Below are 16,140 nucleotides of genomic sequence, written 5' to 3' on the forward strand. Positions count from 1 at the left end.
TTATGATTCAAGAACTTGATTTAGTAGCCTTGCTCACTGACCGCCCGGCCATTGGATTACGGCGTGGGGACGTAGGAACCGTTGTTCACATCTACGGGAGTGGCGATCTGTATGAAGTGGAATTTATCAACGCCAAAGGCGACACGGTAGGTGTTGAAACTTTAAACGCAGATGAGGTACGAGCGGTTGACTTAGGCCGGGTCATACTGCATTACAAAGATTTGGAGAATGCCGCCTAACGCATTTAGTGTATCTTAATTGTAAAAGGAGAACACCTGTATAACAATCTCAAGGGTAGCGCGGGTTTAACTTTTTCATTACCCAGATTCAATCAAAACCTAAAAATACCATATAAGCTGTAAGACCACCGGCTGACCACCGGGAGAATATTGATTACTGATTAACGACCAAACCAAGATTTGACCTGATGGAAATAGCTAGTAATCAATTAGGCATCTTAAGATCCATCTGTGTACACTACTGTGAAACTGCTGATTCAGTTTTGATGATTTTGAGTAAAAACCCGATTAAAGCCGATGACTTAGGATTTAACTTAGGTTCTTTTAACGACTTATTCCATAAGGACGGTTTCCAAACCAGATATGAGACTAATACTGAAATAACCACTTATGATGTAATAGCGTTTGAGAATGAGTTGAGGGGAAATTTGTTCAAGATGAGTGAGAGCGATAGACTTGTTTATAAAAAAATTATTGATAGCGAGATAGGAGAATATTTACTAAGAGTACCAGTCTATTATAAATGGATCAACAATCCTCCTTTGTTTAATGTAGGACCGTATATAAACGGTATAAAAATAAACGCATGGCTTGGATCAAGTCTGATAGATTTTGCTAATAATCTGAAACAAATTGCAGGACTTCTGAAGAAAATAGATCATGCCCTTGCTAAGTACTATGGTTTGTTTGGCTTAGACAAGTTGGACACTGAAAAAACTCAATCAGTAAAGACAGAACAACAAGAACAAGCCCCAGAGAAGGGTTTGTCTGCACCTCAGAAATTACTATTTGTTCGACTACTACAACAAAAGGGATTGTTTCCAAGGAAACCAGCCAACAGCGATGACGCACCCGAATTACGTGCTATTGCGTTACTTACAGGGCTAGATTTCAACAATGACATAAAAGGGGCAAAGGGAGCAAATATGAAAGTAAATCAAATGCTCTATGATCGAAAATCGTTTACAGTCTTACAGATTCCATACAAAATTGCTGACCTTGACGCGGTTGAGAAGGTGGCTCGACTATTAAATGTTGAGGCTGTAATTACCGAAATACAAGTAATCCGATCTGACATTAAGAAAATGCGTCGTACTTGATAAATTGGGGGTACCCCCGCTTGTACCCCCCGTACTAATACCCGCCAACTTTGAGCCGTATTAAATCAACTACGGCTATGTACGGCACAGTAACACAAATCAATGTCACACCTGACCAGCTAACCGAACTGGTCCGAATTGCCGTTCGTTCTGAACTGGCTACCTACACACCACCCGTCCCCGAGGGTTCGGACCTCCCCGAACTGCTCACGCGCCGACAAACGGCTGACCACATCGGGGTTAGCCTGACCACATTGCATGAATGGGCACAGGACACCGACGGCCGACCGGCTGTGCTAGTTCCTCTGAAGATCAACGGCCGGGTTCGTTACCGTCGCGCCGACGTTTTAGCCGCGCTCAAAGAATCCCGTCGTTTTAAGAATAAGGCTCAGGAGGGCCGGGGCCAATGACCTATTTACCTACATCGCACCGCCTGACGTACCGCCTTGACGTTGACCGGGGCCGGTACGTTGTCAAAGAATGTGAGCCGGGGTTTTGTAAGGTTCCGCGTGAGTTGACAGTCGAGGAACGGCGATTCAATGACAAGATAGACGCAGAGTTCATCTTACGCGGTCCCGAAACGCAGAAGAAAGGAACGGGTAAAGCCGCAGGGCGAACGATCAAGTTCTTTACTGGCCTACAACGTACCGATCACATAGGCGTTTACATTGGCAATGTGATGACATTCGGACAAGGCGGAAGTAAAGTCCGTAACGGCATACTCGTCCACTTCTCGGCTGACGCCGGACGTATGGTTCTTCGCTATTTCCCGGCTTATTACCCTTTCCCTAAAGACCGGGCCGCGTTTGTGGCCGACGTTGTTGGCCGGGGTCTACTCTAACTCACTTCTCACGTAACGAACCGCCCCCGCGTGGGCAATGACCACATGTTATCCGTGGGGGCGAATCCACGCGGGGCGGGTTCACTATGCCATGTTCGACGGAATCAAAATACAGGACGTATCGGTAGCGGTCGATTCACTTCTGAAGAATGACCGCCTGACGTTTGGGGCACTGGTTGACGGCCAAACGGGAGTAGTTCTTAATCCAGTACGTGAGGCAGATGACCGAGGGCTAACCTTTCGGCTCGTACCCCGCCGAACGGGTCAGAGGTACAGAGTTGAGGTGAAAGGTAGTTTACACAAGTTCTACAACAACGGCATACACAACGCCGACCAATATACGGCAAACGACCTACTCCTGACGCTCGATCAATTAGTGAATGATTACGGGTTCAACTTGTTTGACTCGGTTATCAACAACCTAGAGTTTGGCGTAAATCTTGAATTGCCGTTTCCGGTTAGCCAGGTGTTAGATAACCTCATCTGCTACAAGAATCAGCCGTTTGCAAAAGACTGTCATAGTCCAACCCCCTACTACATTTGTGATCGACAACGCTACGCCGTGAAGTTGTACGATAAAGGCAAACAGAAGGGGTTAGACGGTGACCTGTTACGGTTTGAGATTCGGGTTAGGAAGATGAGGTACTTTGACGGTACAGATGTTCAGTTACGCACGTTGGCGGACTTGCTGAATGTAGCGAATTACAGGCCGTTGGGGGCCTTGTTGGTCGGTGCGTTTAACGAAATCCTGTTTGATGATCTGGCAATCAACTCAAAGACATTGACGGTTAAAGAACGGGCAATTTATCAACAATGCCGTAACCCGCGCTACTGGCATACTCCCGACAGCCTGACCCCTCGACAGGCCGCAGCTCACCGCCAACAACTGAGCCGCAACAAAGACCGTTTTCGGACCCTACTCAATCAACACGGTAGCAACTGGCATTGTGACGTTTCAACGCTCATTGAACAAACATGGTTGCAACTAACGGCCGTAGATGATAAACTGCTGACACGATTTAACGACTGTAAAACGGTAAGGCAAAATGGGTCAAAACCTGACATTTGCAACACCAAAGTAGACAGTAGAAACAGCGAAGAAACAGCGAGAGATCAAGGGGAAACGTGTCACAAATTAACCGACCCAACCCCGCCCGACTGTCACGAATTAACCGACCCCTCAAACGGCGGTATGTCACAAATTAACCCTTTATATTCCGAGGTACTTTGTGACAAGGGCAAACCCGGCCACCCGTCCCAACCAGGCGCGGTTGTCTGTCCGGTTACAGGTGTAACTATTGACCGGCCGCAACCGGGGCAACGGTTTGTATCAGCGGCAATGCTACGTAACAATGATGACCTAATGCTGACGCTCGACCACCAGCACCGGCAGTACGCCAAAGGGTCAAAAGAGGACGAGTATAGCCGGGCGGCTCACAACGTCAGAAACCAAGACAGTAACCGGCGCAATAACCTACGGCGACGATTGAGCCGGAGTCTTTACGAGCGGGAGGGTCAGCAACAGTTTTTGTTTCCGCTGTCAGAAATGATACACCTTACTGATGAGGAAAGAGCTATACTCGACTACTGGAAAGGAACGCCCTACGAAGTAAAAATTTGACAGCCTCCGCAGGGCGTTTCAAATTTTTACATAGCGTAGGCACCTTCCGGCGTTTGGCGCACCAGGGCCAACGCAGCCAACGTATCTAACAGCGGTTGTACCTTCTCAGGTTTGGTACGCTGGAAAAAGGCGGCAACCTGTTTGGCACTGAGCGGAACGCCCGCCTGCTGAACAGCATCCCGTACAGCCTGCATCTGTTGGGCCAATTCTTTCGGCCATTCTTGTTTACTAGCTTCAGTAACGGGTGTATTTGCTGTTACGGCTGCTGTAGATGGCAGGTTGATACCTAACTGCTGTTGTCCAGGCGCTTGGTATTCAGGGCGTAGGTATCGAATATGACCGGCAGCTTCTTCGGCGGCTCGTTCGTGGTTCAGACGAACAAGGCGGGTTAGTATTTCGCTCTCTGGCAAATCGTGCGGCCAGCCATAGGCATCGGCAACGGCCGCGTCAATCTGTTGATGCAGACTGAGCACGACCGACGCCAACCCCTGCTGATTGATAGTCTGTTCTTTCGGGTTGAGTGCTTCACCAGCCTTCAACTTTTCGACCACGTTGTAGAGGTCAGTTAATGTCAACGTAGCGTGTGCGACCTGTTGGCGTTTGCGGTGTGCGTCTAGTTGTTCTGCTAACTCACGAATACGGGCCTGCTGTTGCGGTGTTGCATCAGGAAATGGGAACGGGTCAAAACAGCGGGTTTTGTTATAGCGGGGTGTATTACCCCCCAAATCCCCACCCGCTGCTAATGCCCACGTTATGTGTAGCCGACTAGACAACACTCCTAAGTAATAGGCATCTTCTAGCGCAATAGCAACCAACATATTATCTGGCAATATCTCAGCGCTCAAGAATTGAAACGTCCGGTGTTTCGCCGTTTCAACAGTAGCAATGTATCGGGTGATCGGCCTAATGGCAGCTCTTAAATCTTCTCTATTACGACCAAATAACCACCACTTCTTTTTGACATTCGGTTCTTTACTTAAGTCCCGTTCTGGTTTTACCCGTTCTAATATGTGCTGATAAGATGTTGGGTATTTAGCTAATGCTTCGCTGTCAAGTAGGCCAAAAAGATCGATTACCTTGACCCCACGGCTGTTACCTGTGAAATCTTTTCCGTTCAAGTAGCCTTTTATAATTGCTGAGCTAGCAGGTTCTTTCTCCAGTATGAACTTTACTTGTTCTTCGTTTAGAATAAATCCTGCTCCATAGAGTTGCATTCCCCGATTAGATAAGTCCTCATTAGCCTTCAACGCCCTTGCTGAATCAAGTTCAGCACCAATTGTTAAATCAGATAAGATTGTCCCTTGTTGTATGATAAATGAAACATCAGCGGCATCGTCTCCCATGGGAACGCTTTCAGACTTAACCGCCAATAAGTTTCCGATCGTTGTGCCGTTGCCCCTGCGCTCTGCCACAGTCATTGCAATCCGCACAGCCGCCCCGTCAGCACTTTCAACCCACGGATGATCAGGAATGGCAAAGGTTAAGACCAACGCCGATTTGTCGCCTTCTAAAAAAGGCTGCATCACGCGCCGGTTAAACGTTTGTTTTAGGCTGTTCGTCGTAATGAATCCGAATTTTTCGGCGGTCCCCTGTTTCACCTGTTCAGCCGCGTTATACCACCAGTACATGACCAGGTCAGCCGAATCTGGCACTTTGCCTTTATACGTCTTACGTAACGCTTCCGTGTAACCATCGCCTAAGGCGTCACGCATCCGGGCGGGACCCACGAACGGCGGATTGCCAACGATAAACTCAGCTTGCGGCCATTCAGCGGGGCAGGGATTGGGATAGTCATAAACCGTCACACGGGCGTTTTCGTCGGGCACGGGTTGGCCGGTTACGGGGTGTAGTTTGGTTGTTACACCGTCCCAACGCGTAACGGGTTGTCCGTTGGTATCAACGCGAGGTAAGGGCGGGCCGTGCTGCAATACGGCGTCCTGTTGGTGTATGTTCTCGTATTCGTCTAACAACGGTTCGGGTAACTCACTCATGCCGTGAGTTCTGAGGTGCCATTGCAGATAACCGATTTTCAGCACTACATCGGCAATAGCAGCTGCGCGGGGGTTCAGCTCCAGCCCCAACAGTTGCCGAGGTGAAATAGTCGTACCTCCGCTAAGGTTGAGCAGGGCCGTTTGTCCGTATGAGTTGATAGCCGCCAATACCTCCCCCTCTAGCCGTTTCAGGTGTTCGAGCGTTACGTATAAGAAATTACCCGAACCACAGGCCGGATCAAGTATTTTGATACTCGTTAGCCGACGTAAGAACCGTTCCAGTTCGGCACGGGCGTTTTTGTCTTTGCCTTCATTCAACAACTGTGCGGCCGCAGCCTGAGCAGCCGACCATTCCCGGCGCAAAGGTTCCAGCACCGTAGGGAGTACCAACCGCTCCACGTACCGGCGCGGGGTGTAGTGCGCTCCTAAACTATGCCGTTCGCGGGGATCTAACGCCCGTTCTAGGAGTGTACCAAAAATGGCCGGTTCTACAGCGGTCCAGTCAGCTTCAGCCGCCTTGAGCAGCAAGGTCATTTGGTCGGCCGTAAGCGGTAGTGCTCTGGCATCGTGAAAGAGTTTACCGTTAAACTTGCGTAGCCGGGCCTTCAGGTCAGGCGAAAAACCGCCCGTGTCCATCGTACGCCAAAGAGTTTGTAAGGCATCGGGCAAAAATTCGCGTAGGTCAGGCTGTGCGTATTGGCGCAGCATCCCCGTGAACGAATCTTTAGGGATCAGGCCAACGTCCTCCGAAAACATAGTAAACAGGCACCTCATTAAAAACTGAGCTACCAAGTCCGGCGCGTGTCCGGCACGTTCTAACTGAGTGGAAAGTTTAGCCAAGTATTCCGCTAGTTCACGCGTTACACGGGCCGCCCGTCGACTAGGGTCCAGTTCGCGCGGGTCCGTAAAGATGAGTCTGAGCATAGCCCGCGTTTCCTCATCAGCTAGTTTCGACAACGGGAGTCGGAAACGAGTTTGGTCAGGAAACGGCACAAATTGATCACCAACGCCCGCAAAATTGCTATACACGTCAATGCAGTAGCCAACATCGGCCACCAACACAAATAGGGGTCGGGGTTCATCGGCTGGCAACGCCCGCACGTACCCTAACGCCTGTTGGCGGGCGGTCTGCATCATTTGTTGCCATTTGGTTGTTCCGCGTACAGCGTGCCCTTTCCGGCGTTTTTCGGCTGGTAGACCAAGTTCAGCCCGTTCTAATGCCTTCTGCTGGTCAGGCGTTTCTGTCCCCTGTTTAGTCTCCAACACAAAACAGCCGCGTTTGTAGAGGTCAATCCGGCCGGTACTACGTTTGCCATGGTCGTTAAACTCAACCGCCCGTTCGAGCACGTAGGCATCTTGCGTAGGGTTGTCAGTAGTAGGGTCAGGATGTGGTACGCCGATGAGGTCACAAAGGTCAGAGAGGAACAGACCATAGTTGGCGCGTTCAGCACCGCCCGCCGGTTTCCAGCGGGCTTCAAATTCAGAATAGGTCACGGGTGAATAAAGTACGGGTCAGTTGGCTAAAACCAGAAAGGCAAATTAGCTCAAAAGATAATGAGTTCATGTAAAGTTTACTGCGTGGTTAGTTGACCAAGTACGGTATGAGCAGGCAGGCAGGGAGGGGTATGTTAATTCTCTACTCGTAACCAGATTCACGACCGGTAGCCTAACCCAAAATATACGCTGTCAAAATTCAGGAGGGGGGTATCAGCGTTTTCATATGTAAACAATAGCTTATCTTAGGTATTCAACAAGTAACGTTTCAGTATATTTGAAGGATAATGGTAATAATCTGGTCTAAGAAAAGGAAGGCCTATAGATATAGACTTTGAGCAGGCTATATTGCAGCTTCATTATTACCTACCGTCGCTTCAATGAACTTATTCGGACTCATTTTATCTCAGGCAATCATACTCACAGGCAAAATTCTCAGTTGGCCTATATTCAATAGGAAAACAAATGCCGCATCCCATCCCTTTATTGATCGAAGTATGGACTACGAAGAATGGGACGATTGGCCGATCAATCCTAGATAGACAAGTTACCTTACTTTACTGTTGGTATGTCGGTCCATCGAGTTGTGTAGCATGGGGATAACCATTGTTGTTTCATCTGCCAAATACGTTCAAACCCCTGTTTCGCCATCCGCACCCGGTCACGGCCAAATCGTTTGTTGAGTTGGTCAACCGTCTTAGCTAGTTTAGCGAGTCGTTCATCAGGGCCGTTAACAAACACCCCTTGTTGTCGGTAGTCGTCAGCGACCAACGCCGACAGTATGACGCCAATCTTCTGGTACTCGTAACCCGGCTGATAGATCAGGTCCAAGGCGGCTAAGGCATACCGGCTTAACTCTACCGGGCTGGCTGTAGGGTGGGGCAATTGAACCGTCTGGCTGTTGTAATATTGTTTAGCGGGCTGACCGTTGGGCGAACGTTTGAACCGGTTTGTGTGAATGAACACCGTAAGAACACCCGCGGCTGACTGCTGTTTTCTTAACTTTTCCCCCGCTCGTGCTATGTGATTGACGAGGGCCTCCCCCATCATCTTTTTGTCGATAACGGGACCACCGAAACTTGGCGCTGTGCATACACTCTTTTTAACGGGCGGCTCAATTTCTAACAATTTGCACGGCGTACCCTGCAATTCGTAAGCCAACCGCAGCCCGTTAACGGTCATGTGCTGTGCTATCCATTCGGGGTTTGTGTTCCGAAACTGCAAGGCCGTTTTAATACCATTCCGTCGTAATAAGGCCGCGTAACGAGAACCAACACCCCACAATTCCCCCACGCTAAAGTCAGCCAGGGCGTTGTTAATCGCAACCTCATCACGGAGCCAAACCACGCCATTTGCTGAGGTCTCCCGTTTGGCGTACCAGTTGGCTACTTTGGTCAAACTCTTAGTGGGCGCAATGCCGATGCTGACCGGCAAACGGAGCCACTGTGCCGACGCGTTACGGATCTGATGAGCCAACGCCAATAAATCAGCATGACCGGCCGCGTAATAGCTAAGGTCTAAAAATGCTTCATCAATGCTGTTGACTTCCAACCCCTCAACAAACCGCCCGATCAGGCTCATTAACCGGGCGCTCATATCGCCGTACAAGGTATAATTAGAGCTATGTACTTTTATGTTGTTGGTCTGGATTAGTTCGGCCAACTGAAAAAACGGAGCACCCATTGGAATACCTAGTGCCTTTGCCTCGTTCGAGCGGGCAACTACGCACCCGTCATTATTCGACAGAATAACGACCGGGCGGTTTTCGAGAGCCGGGTTGAAACTACGCTCACACGAAACGTAGAAGTTGTTAGCGTCTAGTAAGGCGATCATAACGGCGGTTTACGGGGCGGTTGGGCAACAATACGTACGACTACACCAACGATTGACGCCTGTTCATCCGGTTGCAGATAGATAGGTGAATAGTCTTGATTTGCGGGCATGAGCACAACTAACGGCTCTTTGCTGACGAACCAGCGGACAATGAATTCACCATCAATAGCGGCCACAACGATTTTACCGTGTAGTAACCGGGGGGAAGGGTCAATAGCGCAATCAACTACTAATACGTCTCCCTCGTGAATGCGGGCGTCTATCATGCAGTCCCCTTTCACCCTATAAAACCGAGTTGCTTCAGGATGCACTAAACACAATGATTCCAGGCTTAAGGCTTCCTCAATAAAGTTGTCAGCCGGGGAGGGGAACCCGGCATGGACAGTACTAGAAAATAAGGGAATTAAGTAGCGGTGTTCAACGATAGCCCGTACTAATTGACCCGGTTTCAACCCATCGGTCATACACAATGCAGCGATCAGAATACAAGATAGTTGCTATATTATAGCCAAAGTATATATAATACAACTACATTATACTTTATTCCGTCAAAATAGTTTTGGGAAGGCGTTACTGTTCGCATGTCAGCAACCTGTTAGAAGTTGGTAAAGAGCCGTAAACAAAAAAGGTCGGGGGAACCACCCACCCGACCCGCTGAACCGGGGGAACCACCCGCCCGGCTCTAATGAAAAAATTCATTGCCTTTATTAAAGGCAAGATAATTAAGGTTTACTTAGTTGTCTAACTTGGTTTTCTAGTTGCTCAACCCGTTTCTGCTGTTGAATTAAATATAAAGTCAGTTCCTCCACTTTCTCGAGTAACGTTGCGTTCATCTTGACTAGATCAACACCTACTTTCACTACCTCATTTGCCGATGGTACGCCGGGTAAATGACCCTTCTCACGCACATAGGCGGCTACAGATGCTAAGGGACGAAGTTGGTAAGTCGGCGCAAAAACTTTATCGCTCCACTCATCAGCACTATTGATTCGGAGTTGATAACGAGCCTTTATTACATCACCCAGTTCATTAACAGTTAAAAATTGGTCGGTTGACTTAGCAGCTGGGCTGTTAGTGGTGAGATTAGTTAGCCGTAAACCACTCACGTCCGCTATTTCACTAACAACTTCCAATCGCGTAGAAGGCGCACTAGTGCCAATCCCTACATTAACCTGGTTACCTAAGATAAGGGCATTACTAATAGTAACTCTTGAGCCTGTACCAATAGCAGTGGCATTGTAAAGGTTATGTTCAGCTTGGCTATTATAACCGATTAGTACATTCTCACTACCATCGATAACAGCCGTGCCAGAACTAGGCCCGACGATAATGTTGTTGCTGCCGGTAGTCACATTTTCACCTGCTTGTCTGCCAACGAAGGTGTTATTAGTACCAGTGGACACTTTCTCACCCGCTTTGTAGCCTACAAACGTATTACCCTCGGCAGTGGCATTAGATCCGGCCCGACTGCCCACATAAGTATTTTCAAAACCGCTACTGTTTTGAGTACCGGCAAAATAGCCTAAGAAAGTATTATCAGCACCTGTCGCGTTGAAACGACCAGCTTGAGCACCCAGAAATGCATTAAAAGCACCGGTCGTATTTTGGTAGCCCGCAAATGCTCCTAAAAAAGTATTAACCGCACCTGTTGTATTAGCATTGCCAGAGTTAATCCCTAAGAACGTGTTCAACGAGGCAATGGTATTCTTATTACCAGACCCTCCTCCAACAAATGTATTAAAAACACCTGTTGTGTTATTGCTGCCAGCACCTGTACCAACGAAGACGTTGTAATTACCCGTGTTGCTATTACCGCTACCTGCCAAATAGCCGACAAAGACGCTGTTACGGTCACTACTGCCAGTAGGCGTTACATTAATCACATCCGTTTGAGCTAGAGCCGGAACAAATAACAACAGGCAGGGTATTAACGATAGTAAATTATTTTTCATTTAATCTTTAATTGACTAATTGGTGGAAAATGTGACAATTAGGCAAATTTAATCAGACTCTTCTGAAAGTATCCATTTCTGGTAACTACACTAGGTAAATCTTCCAGCTTCGGCAAATCATAAAAAAGGTCGGGGGAACCACCCACCCGACCCGATGAGCCGGGGGAACCACCCGCCCGGCTCTGACCAAACCAAGTGACCGGCACACGTAGTGCAGTACGGCCGCTCGATTTAGATCAAAGATACTTACGAGGTCGTGTACCCGTCCCCTATTTCGGAAAAACTTTATCTTATTTTACAATCCGTCCCCTATTCCGTCCCCTACTGACACTACTATTAACAATACTTCTGATAATGAATTAGTTAAACACACCAGTTCAAGTCCCGTAGGAGGCTCTAAAAACTAAAAAGTCCTAGAGGAAAATTCCTTTAGGACTTTTTAGTTCTATCCCACCTCGCTGGCGTCTCACTTCATCTCATTTCCAATCGTGATGCCTTGTTGACTGCTGGTAAACCGCCCATCGGCCGTTATGTCCTGCACAACAATCAGATAACGCCCTTGCTGGCCGGAGGTGTAGAATGTAGTAATTGCCTCACCATCCGGGCCCATAGTGAGTTGTGGATTCCAATATAAGAGGCTTCTCAAATCGGGTAGGCGGCTTTCTTTCTGAGCAGGTGTTACGTATTGAGGAGCGTAAAACTCCCGCTGCGCCTGTAGCCCATCATACTCCAGCGTTACCTGACGCGGGTCTAGCTAAAAACCGGCTAAATCACCTTTGTACGTCTTAAAGCTAATGATACCGGGTAACAACGAGTAGCCCAGGAAATAGCGTCGCGCAACTACATCCAACGCTTTAATCTTCAATGGCCTGAACGCCATCAGTCGATCCGTATTATAAACAGGAACCCCATCCAGTAAGATCAGCGGATTATCCGTGAAAATCTCTTTGTAAGGAACGTTACAGACTCGTAACATGAATTACTTGTTCTGCCGACGTACCTGCACACCCGGTACGTATTCGCTCAGCACTTCTTCCATGACCGGGAAACGTGTACAAGCATCCAGCAGGTAGCGCTCATCGGCAATACCGTAAAAGCCGCGCTGTCGGGTTGTCTGGATAGCGGCTGGGCCGTGTATTGGTTACAATAGCTGTTTTGTACCTGTATCGATAGGTTACGGGTCACCAACTGATCGTTCAAACTTCTGTCGAGACCAAAAACGGGTAGACGAGTAGTCGCTGGCGTTTTGCTGTAGGGGCTGCTGATATCGACCCGATAGGCGCTGTCAGCAATCATAGTCTGACTTCATGCCATCGGTAACCCCAATCTGAGTGCGACCACCCCGCACAAAGACCATATCCAAAGGAACGCAAACAGCCGCCTTAACTTCCGGTTCGACCGGCGGCCTATTGTCGGTCTGCCCACATACCATAATACCGCTGGTAAATGGGCATGCATCCGACTTTTTCTGGCAGGCAGCCGTTACCAGGAGCACGCCAACCCATCCGGCCGTTTTCAGGCGCAACAGCAGTTTAACCTTGTTAACAAAGCTAACGTAAGGGATACCCGACATACTCAATAGGTTCCTTTATTGATGTGGTCAAATCGTTTCTGACGGATGCGGTGCAAGGGTATTTGCATGCCACCCGTCCCTTCCAGCCAGTCGAACACCTGATCGCGCAGCTGACCGGCTAGTTGCTGATGGTCCGGGCTGCGAATCAGGTTGTTGACTTCCTGCGGATCACTTTCCAGATCGTATAGCTCGTTGGCCTCCCAGACACCATAGTTAAAAATATACTTGTAACGATCCGTTCGAACCCCGAACATAGTGGGCGTCTGCGGAAAATCGGTTTCCCAATAATACTCGTAAAACGCCCGGTTCTTCCAGGGGATAGCCTTTCCCTGGAGAATGGGCAGGAACGAAGCACCCTGCATCTGGGCCGGAGTAGGCAAGCCGGCATAGGCCATTAGCGTAGGGGCAATGTCGATATTCTGAATCACCGACGTAACTTTCGTGCCGGGCTTAACCACCGTTGGGCAACGCACCAGCAGCGGTACCCGCATGGATTCTTCGTACATGTGGCGCTTATCGATCAAACCCCGTTCGCCAAAGCTGAACCCGTTGTCGCCCATGTAGACAACCATCGTATTTTCGCTCAGGTGGTTATCCTCCAGCCATTTCAGTACCCGGCCTACGCTCTCATCAATGCCCAGCAATGTTTCGGCGTACTGGTGGTAAAAATCATTGAATCCGATCTGGCCGTGGTACATATAATCGACACCGTGCCAGCTATAGCGCTGTTTTTTTACCCAATTCGGCATGTCGCGCATGTTTACTTTGCCAAGTCCGTTTTCAGGACTGGCTATTGGGTCAGGGCCAAGCGTTGGCCCGGCCCAGCGTTTGCTGCTGTCCGTCGCCGTGAGGTACATAGAAGCGGGATAGTTAATGGGCATGTTAGCATACTTCCCCTTGTCTTTACGCGCGGGCTGAAACTCCGAATGAACCGCTTTATGCGATAAATACAGCATAAACGGTTTCTTCTTGTCTAACCCATCGAGCCACTTCAGCGCATAGTCCGTCAGTAGCGTAGTGGTGTAACTACTGTCGCCGTGGGCAACCCGCTTTCCGTTGATGTTGAACGTTGGATTGTAATAAACGCCCTGCCCCTGGAAGCTGAGCCAGTAATTAAAGCCCGGCTGCGGCTGATCGTCGGTGTTACCCATGTGCCATTTCCCCAGAAAAGCCGTTTGATAGCCCGCCTTTTGCAGATACTGCGGGAAAAATAGCAGCCCTTTCGTTAGCGGGGCAAAATTGTCGACCACTTTGTGCGTATGTGCGTACTGCCCCGTCAGGATACTGGCCCGGCTGGGCGAGCATAGGGCCGTTGATACAAACGCATTCTGGAGGTGTGCCCCCTCGCGCGCCAGCCGGTCGAGATTGGGCGTTTGTAAACCCGCCACCTTGCCCGTAAACCCCATGAAGTCGTAACGGTGGTCGTCAGACAGGATGAAGATGATGTTTTTGGGCGGTGTCGGCGCTGGTCGGAAAGCCGTTAGCCCACCTACAGTCAGCGCTACGGCGCTAGTCACCCACAGAATCCATAATTTCATATGTAGATTGCCTAAGTCCGAATGGTAAGCACCAAAGCCTATCTTTCCTACTGTTTTGCTACCTATTGATCGATCCACTCAACTTTTCATTGCGCTTCGGTAAAAAAACTGGAGGCTGGCGAAGATGAGTCATAATTGTTTTCTTCGCCCAAAGTTAGACTGTGCCCATACAGCCTGCCTATCAATTAGCTGAATTGTTAGTTTAAGCGATTGAACCGGCGACCTGGCTACTACTACAATACGATTTAATGCAGAATACCGCAGCTTTACACAGATAGCTTACCATCCTATATTAGTTCTGTGTAATTTTATGGTTTGGAATTTACAATTCTGAATCAACTCACTGTAACGACTCCAATTTTAATTAGTAATGAACGCTGGCTCTCCTGCTACGCTTTCTGATTTAGCCTTGTACGAAACCGCTCTCCAGCATTCGGCCAATGCCATTGCTCTATGTGAAGCGGTTCGTGATGACCAAGGAACTATCGTCGACTTTCGGTATTTGTTCATCAATCGCCATTATGAACAGTTTACCGATCGTCCGGCGCAGGAGATCCACGGACAACTGGCCACGGTTCTGTTTCCGAATGCCGTAGCGGCTGGTGTCTGGCAACGAGCCGCTGAGGTTGTGATAACGGGCCAGCAATATCAACAGGAGCTTTATTACACAACCAACCTTGGCTATTCGGGCTGGTTCGACCTAACCATTAGCCGCTGGGAAGATCGGGGCGTTGTCATCTCGTTTATGGAGGTAAGCGAACAGAAAAACCGCATCCTTGCCGAACGGGAACAAGCCCTCCTACTGCAGGAAGTTATTGGCAGCTCGTTCAATGGCATCATGGTGCTCCAGAGCATTCGGAACGAGCATAATCAGATCGTTGATTTCCGGTTCAAGCTAACGAATCAGGCCACCAAATTGCTTAGCGGTTATACGGCAGAACAAATTGCTCAGTCAACGTTTCTGACGCTCTTTCCTACTACACGGCTGGTGTCCTTTCCCGATAAAAGCGGGAGCCAGAAAGAGAAATCCATTTTTGATCAGTACATCGAAGTTGTTGAAACCGGCAAGTCTGTTCTCTACGATTTAAGCTATCCACACGACGGGCTGGAGGGCTGGTACTGGACTTCTGTCAGCAAACTGAACGACGGCCTGATCGTAACCTTCCAGGATATTTCAGAGCTTAAAGAGAGCCAACAACAGCTGGAGCGGACGGTTCGAGAGCTTAAGCGGACGAATCAGAGTCTGGAGCAGTTCGCCTACGTAGCCAGTCATGACTTGCAGGAACCGTTACGTAAGATTCAATCGTTCAGCGACCTGCTCTTCGAGCGCTTAAGTCACGATACCGACGAGGGTATTCGCGACCTTATCCAGCGGATGCAGAGCTCAGCCCACCGCATGCAGGGACTAGTGAAGGACTTGCTGGCTTACTCGCGGCTCACATCCCGACAGATCGACTTCGACGCAGTCGTACTGAACCGGGTGTTAGAACGAGCGATGGACGATTTGCAGCCCTTAATTGAAGAGAAGCAGGCCGTGATCGAAATCGACCTGTTACCGGTCATTCCCGGTGACGCAGCTCAGCTACAGCAGTTGTTTTTTTGCTTGTTGAACAATGCCCTGGTTTTTCATAAGCCCGATACGGTTCCCCGGTTAATTGTTTCGGCTACAGTTCCAGATAAGAACTCACTACCACCGCAGCTTGTTACTACCAATCGGGAGTTCGTAACAGTGTCTATTCAGGACGATGGCATTGGTTTTGAAGAAAAGTATCTGGATCGGATTTTTACCATTTTCCAACGATTACACGGGCGCAGTCGGTATAAAGGAAACGGCATTGGGCTGGCGTTGGCCCGAAAGATTGTCGAAAACCACAGCGGCCTGCTGACGGCCCATAGCCAAGTTAACCAGGGGTCAACCTTTACTGCTTGGTTACCAGTAAATTAGACCAAAACAAATT

General features: G+C 49.0%; 16 protein-coding genes. 6 read left to right on the forward strand and 10 right to left on the reverse strand.

Features of this window, described 5'->3' with window-relative positions:
- Positions 1-2: 2 nt before the first annotated feature.
- The 5 genes from ACFSUS_RS04925 (at position 3) to ACFSUS_RS04945 (ending at position 3,801) form a co-directional block, all read left to right on the forward strand.
- The gene (locus ACFSUS_RS04925; protein ID WP_381519902.1) at positions 3-239 is read left to right on the forward strand and encodes a DUF4926 domain-containing protein; all 237 of its coding nucleotides are present in this window, start codon (positions 3-5) and stop codon (positions 237-239) included.
- A gap of 188 nt (positions 240-427) precedes the next feature.
- A complete protein-coding gene (locus ACFSUS_RS04930) occupies positions 428-1,339 on the forward strand; it encodes a hypothetical protein (RefSeq protein WP_381519905.1) in 912 nt (303 codons plus the stop codon).
- Positions 1,340-1,416: 77 nt separating this feature from the next.
- Complete coding sequence (locus ACFSUS_RS04935; protein WP_381519907.1) at positions 1,417-1,749, forward strand: helix-turn-helix transcriptional regulator; 333 nt, start codon at positions 1,417-1,419, stop codon at positions 1,747-1,749.
- Entirely contained in the window at positions 1,746-2,180 is a 435-nt protein-coding gene (locus ACFSUS_RS04940; protein ID WP_381519910.1) for a hypothetical protein, read from the forward strand. The genes ACFSUS_RS04935 and ACFSUS_RS04940 overlap by 4 nt, the downstream gene beginning before the upstream one ends.
- Positions 2,181-2,217: 37 nt before the next feature.
- A complete protein-coding gene (locus ACFSUS_RS04945) occupies positions 2,218-3,801 on the forward strand; it encodes a hypothetical protein (protein WP_381519912.1) in 1,584 nt (527 codons plus the stop codon).
- Positions 3,802-3,827: 26 nt separating this feature from the next.
- On the opposite strand, the gene ACFSUS_RS04950 is transcribed toward ACFSUS_RS04945, so the two are convergent.
- The 10 genes from ACFSUS_RS04950 to ACFSUS_RS04995 all read right to left on the reverse strand — a co-directional run bounded on the left by ACFSUS_RS04950 (position 3,828) and on the right by ACFSUS_RS04995 (position 14,182).
- Complete coding sequence (locus ACFSUS_RS04950; RefSeq protein WP_381519915.1) at positions 3,828-7,286, reverse strand: class I SAM-dependent DNA methyltransferase; 3,459 nt, start codon at positions 7,284-7,286, stop codon at positions 3,828-3,830.
- 552 nt (positions 7,287-7,838) lie between these two features.
- Entirely contained in the window at positions 7,839-9,119 is a 1,281-nt protein-coding gene (locus tag ACFSUS_RS04955; RefSeq protein WP_381519918.1) for a Y-family DNA polymerase, read from the reverse strand.
- Positions 9,116-9,583, reverse strand: a complete 468-nt coding sequence (locus ACFSUS_RS04960; protein WP_381519920.1) for a LexA family protein — start codon at positions 9,581-9,583, stop codon at positions 9,116-9,118. The genes ACFSUS_RS04955 and ACFSUS_RS04960 overlap by 4 nt, the downstream gene beginning before the upstream one ends.
- Before the next feature lie 258 nt (positions 9,584-9,841).
- Positions 9,842-11,071 (reverse strand): hypothetical protein, encoded by a 1,230-nt coding sequence (locus ACFSUS_RS04965; protein ID WP_381519923.1) that lies wholly within the window; start codon positions 11,069-11,071, stop codon positions 9,842-9,844.
- Between the two features lie 38 nt (positions 11,072-11,109).
- Positions 11,110-11,277, reverse strand: coding sequence for a hypothetical protein (locus tag ACFSUS_RS04970; RefSeq protein ID WP_381519926.1), 168 nt, complete (start codon positions 11,275-11,277; stop codon positions 11,110-11,112).
- 260 nt (positions 11,278-11,537) lie between these two features.
- Entirely contained in the window at positions 11,538-11,681 is a 144-nt protein-coding gene (locus ACFSUS_RS04975; protein WP_381519929.1) for a hypothetical protein, read from the reverse strand.
- 144 nt (positions 11,682-11,825) lie between these two features.
- Positions 11,826-12,047 (reverse strand): hypothetical protein, encoded by a 222-nt coding sequence (locus ACFSUS_RS04980; RefSeq protein ID WP_381519932.1) that lies wholly within the window; start codon positions 12,045-12,047, stop codon positions 11,826-11,828.
- A 47-nt stretch (positions 12,048-12,094) separates the two neighbouring features.
- Positions 12,095-12,367 (reverse strand): hypothetical protein, encoded by a 273-nt coding sequence (locus ACFSUS_RS04985; RefSeq protein WP_381519935.1) that lies wholly within the window; start codon positions 12,365-12,367, stop codon positions 12,095-12,097.
- Positions 12,357-12,644, reverse strand: a complete 288-nt coding sequence (locus ACFSUS_RS04990) for a hypothetical protein (RefSeq protein WP_381519938.1) — start codon at positions 12,642-12,644, stop codon at positions 12,357-12,359. The genes ACFSUS_RS04985 and ACFSUS_RS04990 overlap by 11 nt, the downstream gene beginning before the upstream one ends.
- Before the next feature lie 2 nt (positions 12,645-12,646).
- Positions 12,647-14,182 carry a sulfatase family protein gene (locus tag ACFSUS_RS04995; RefSeq protein WP_381519941.1) on the reverse strand — a complete coding sequence of 512 codons (1,536 nt, stop codon included), beginning with the start codon at positions 14,180-14,182 and terminating at the stop codon, positions 12,647-12,649.
- Between the two features lie 370 nt (positions 14,183-14,552).
- Here ACFSUS_RS04995 and ACFSUS_RS05000 point away from each other — a divergent pair, with 370 nt between their 5' ends.
- The gene (locus tag ACFSUS_RS05000; RefSeq protein WP_381519944.1) at positions 14,553-16,127 is read left to right on the forward strand and encodes a sensor histidine kinase; all 1,575 of its coding nucleotides are present in this window, start codon (positions 14,553-14,555) and stop codon (positions 16,125-16,127) included.
- The last annotated feature ends 13 nt before the right edge of the window (positions 16,128-16,140 follow it).

The sequence above is a fragment of the Spirosoma soli genome (genome assembly GCF_042684525.1).
Classification (GTDB): Bacteria; Bacteroidota; Bacteroidia; order Cytophagales; family Spirosomataceae; genus Spirosoma; species Spirosoma soli.

Excerpts from the sequence above, each read along its gene's own strand:
- ACFSUS_RS04925 (WP_381519902.1), top strand. The coding sequence starts at position 3 with ATGATTCAAGAACTTGATTTAGTAGCCTTGCTCACTGACCGCCCGGCC.
- ACFSUS_RS04930 (WP_381519905.1), top strand. The coding sequence starts at position 428 with ATGGAAATAGCTAGTAATCAATTAGGCATCTTAAGATCCATCTGTGTA.
- ACFSUS_RS04935 (WP_381519907.1), top strand. The coding sequence starts at position 1,417 with ATGTACGGCACAGTAACACAAATCAATGTCACACCTGACCAGCTAACC.
- ACFSUS_RS04940 (WP_381519910.1), top strand. The coding sequence starts at position 1,746 with ATGACCTATTTACCTACATCGCACCGCCTGACGTACCGCCTTGACGTT.
- ACFSUS_RS04945 (WP_381519912.1), top strand. The coding sequence starts at position 2,218 with ATGACCACATGTTATCCGTGGGGGCGAATCCACGCGGGGCGGGTTCAC.
- ACFSUS_RS04955 (WP_381519918.1), bottom strand. The coding sequence starts at position 9,119 with ATGATCGCCTTACTAGACGCTAACAACTTCTACGTTTCGTGTGAGCGT.
- ACFSUS_RS04960 (WP_381519920.1), bottom strand. The coding sequence starts at position 9,583 with ATGACCGATGGGTTGAAACCGGGTCAATTAGTACGGGCTATCGTTGAA.
- ACFSUS_RS04965 (WP_381519923.1), bottom strand. The coding sequence starts at position 11,071 with ATGAAAAATAATTTACTATCGTTAATACCCTGCCTGTTGTTATTTGTT.
- ACFSUS_RS04975 (WP_381519929.1), bottom strand. The coding sequence starts at position 11,681 with ATGGGCCCGGATGGTGAGGCAATTACTACATTCTACACCTCCGGCCAG.
- ACFSUS_RS04980 (WP_381519932.1), bottom strand. The coding sequence starts at position 12,047 with ATGTTACGAGTCTGTAACGTTCCTTACAAAGAGATTTTCACGGATAAT.
- ACFSUS_RS04985 (WP_381519935.1), bottom strand. The coding sequence starts at position 12,367 with ATGATTGCTGACAGCGCCTATCGGGTCGATATCAGCAGCCCCTACAGC.
- ACFSUS_RS04990 (WP_381519938.1), bottom strand. The coding sequence starts at position 12,644 with ATGTCGGGTATCCCTTACGTTAGCTTTGTTAACAAGGTTAAACTGCTG.
- ACFSUS_RS04995 (WP_381519941.1), bottom strand. The coding sequence starts at position 14,182 with ATGAAATTATGGATTCTGTGGGTGACTAGCGCCGTAGCGCTGACTGTA.
- ACFSUS_RS05000 (WP_381519944.1), top strand. The coding sequence starts at position 14,553 with ATGAACGCTGGCTCTCCTGCTACGCTTTCTGATTTAGCCTTGTACGAA.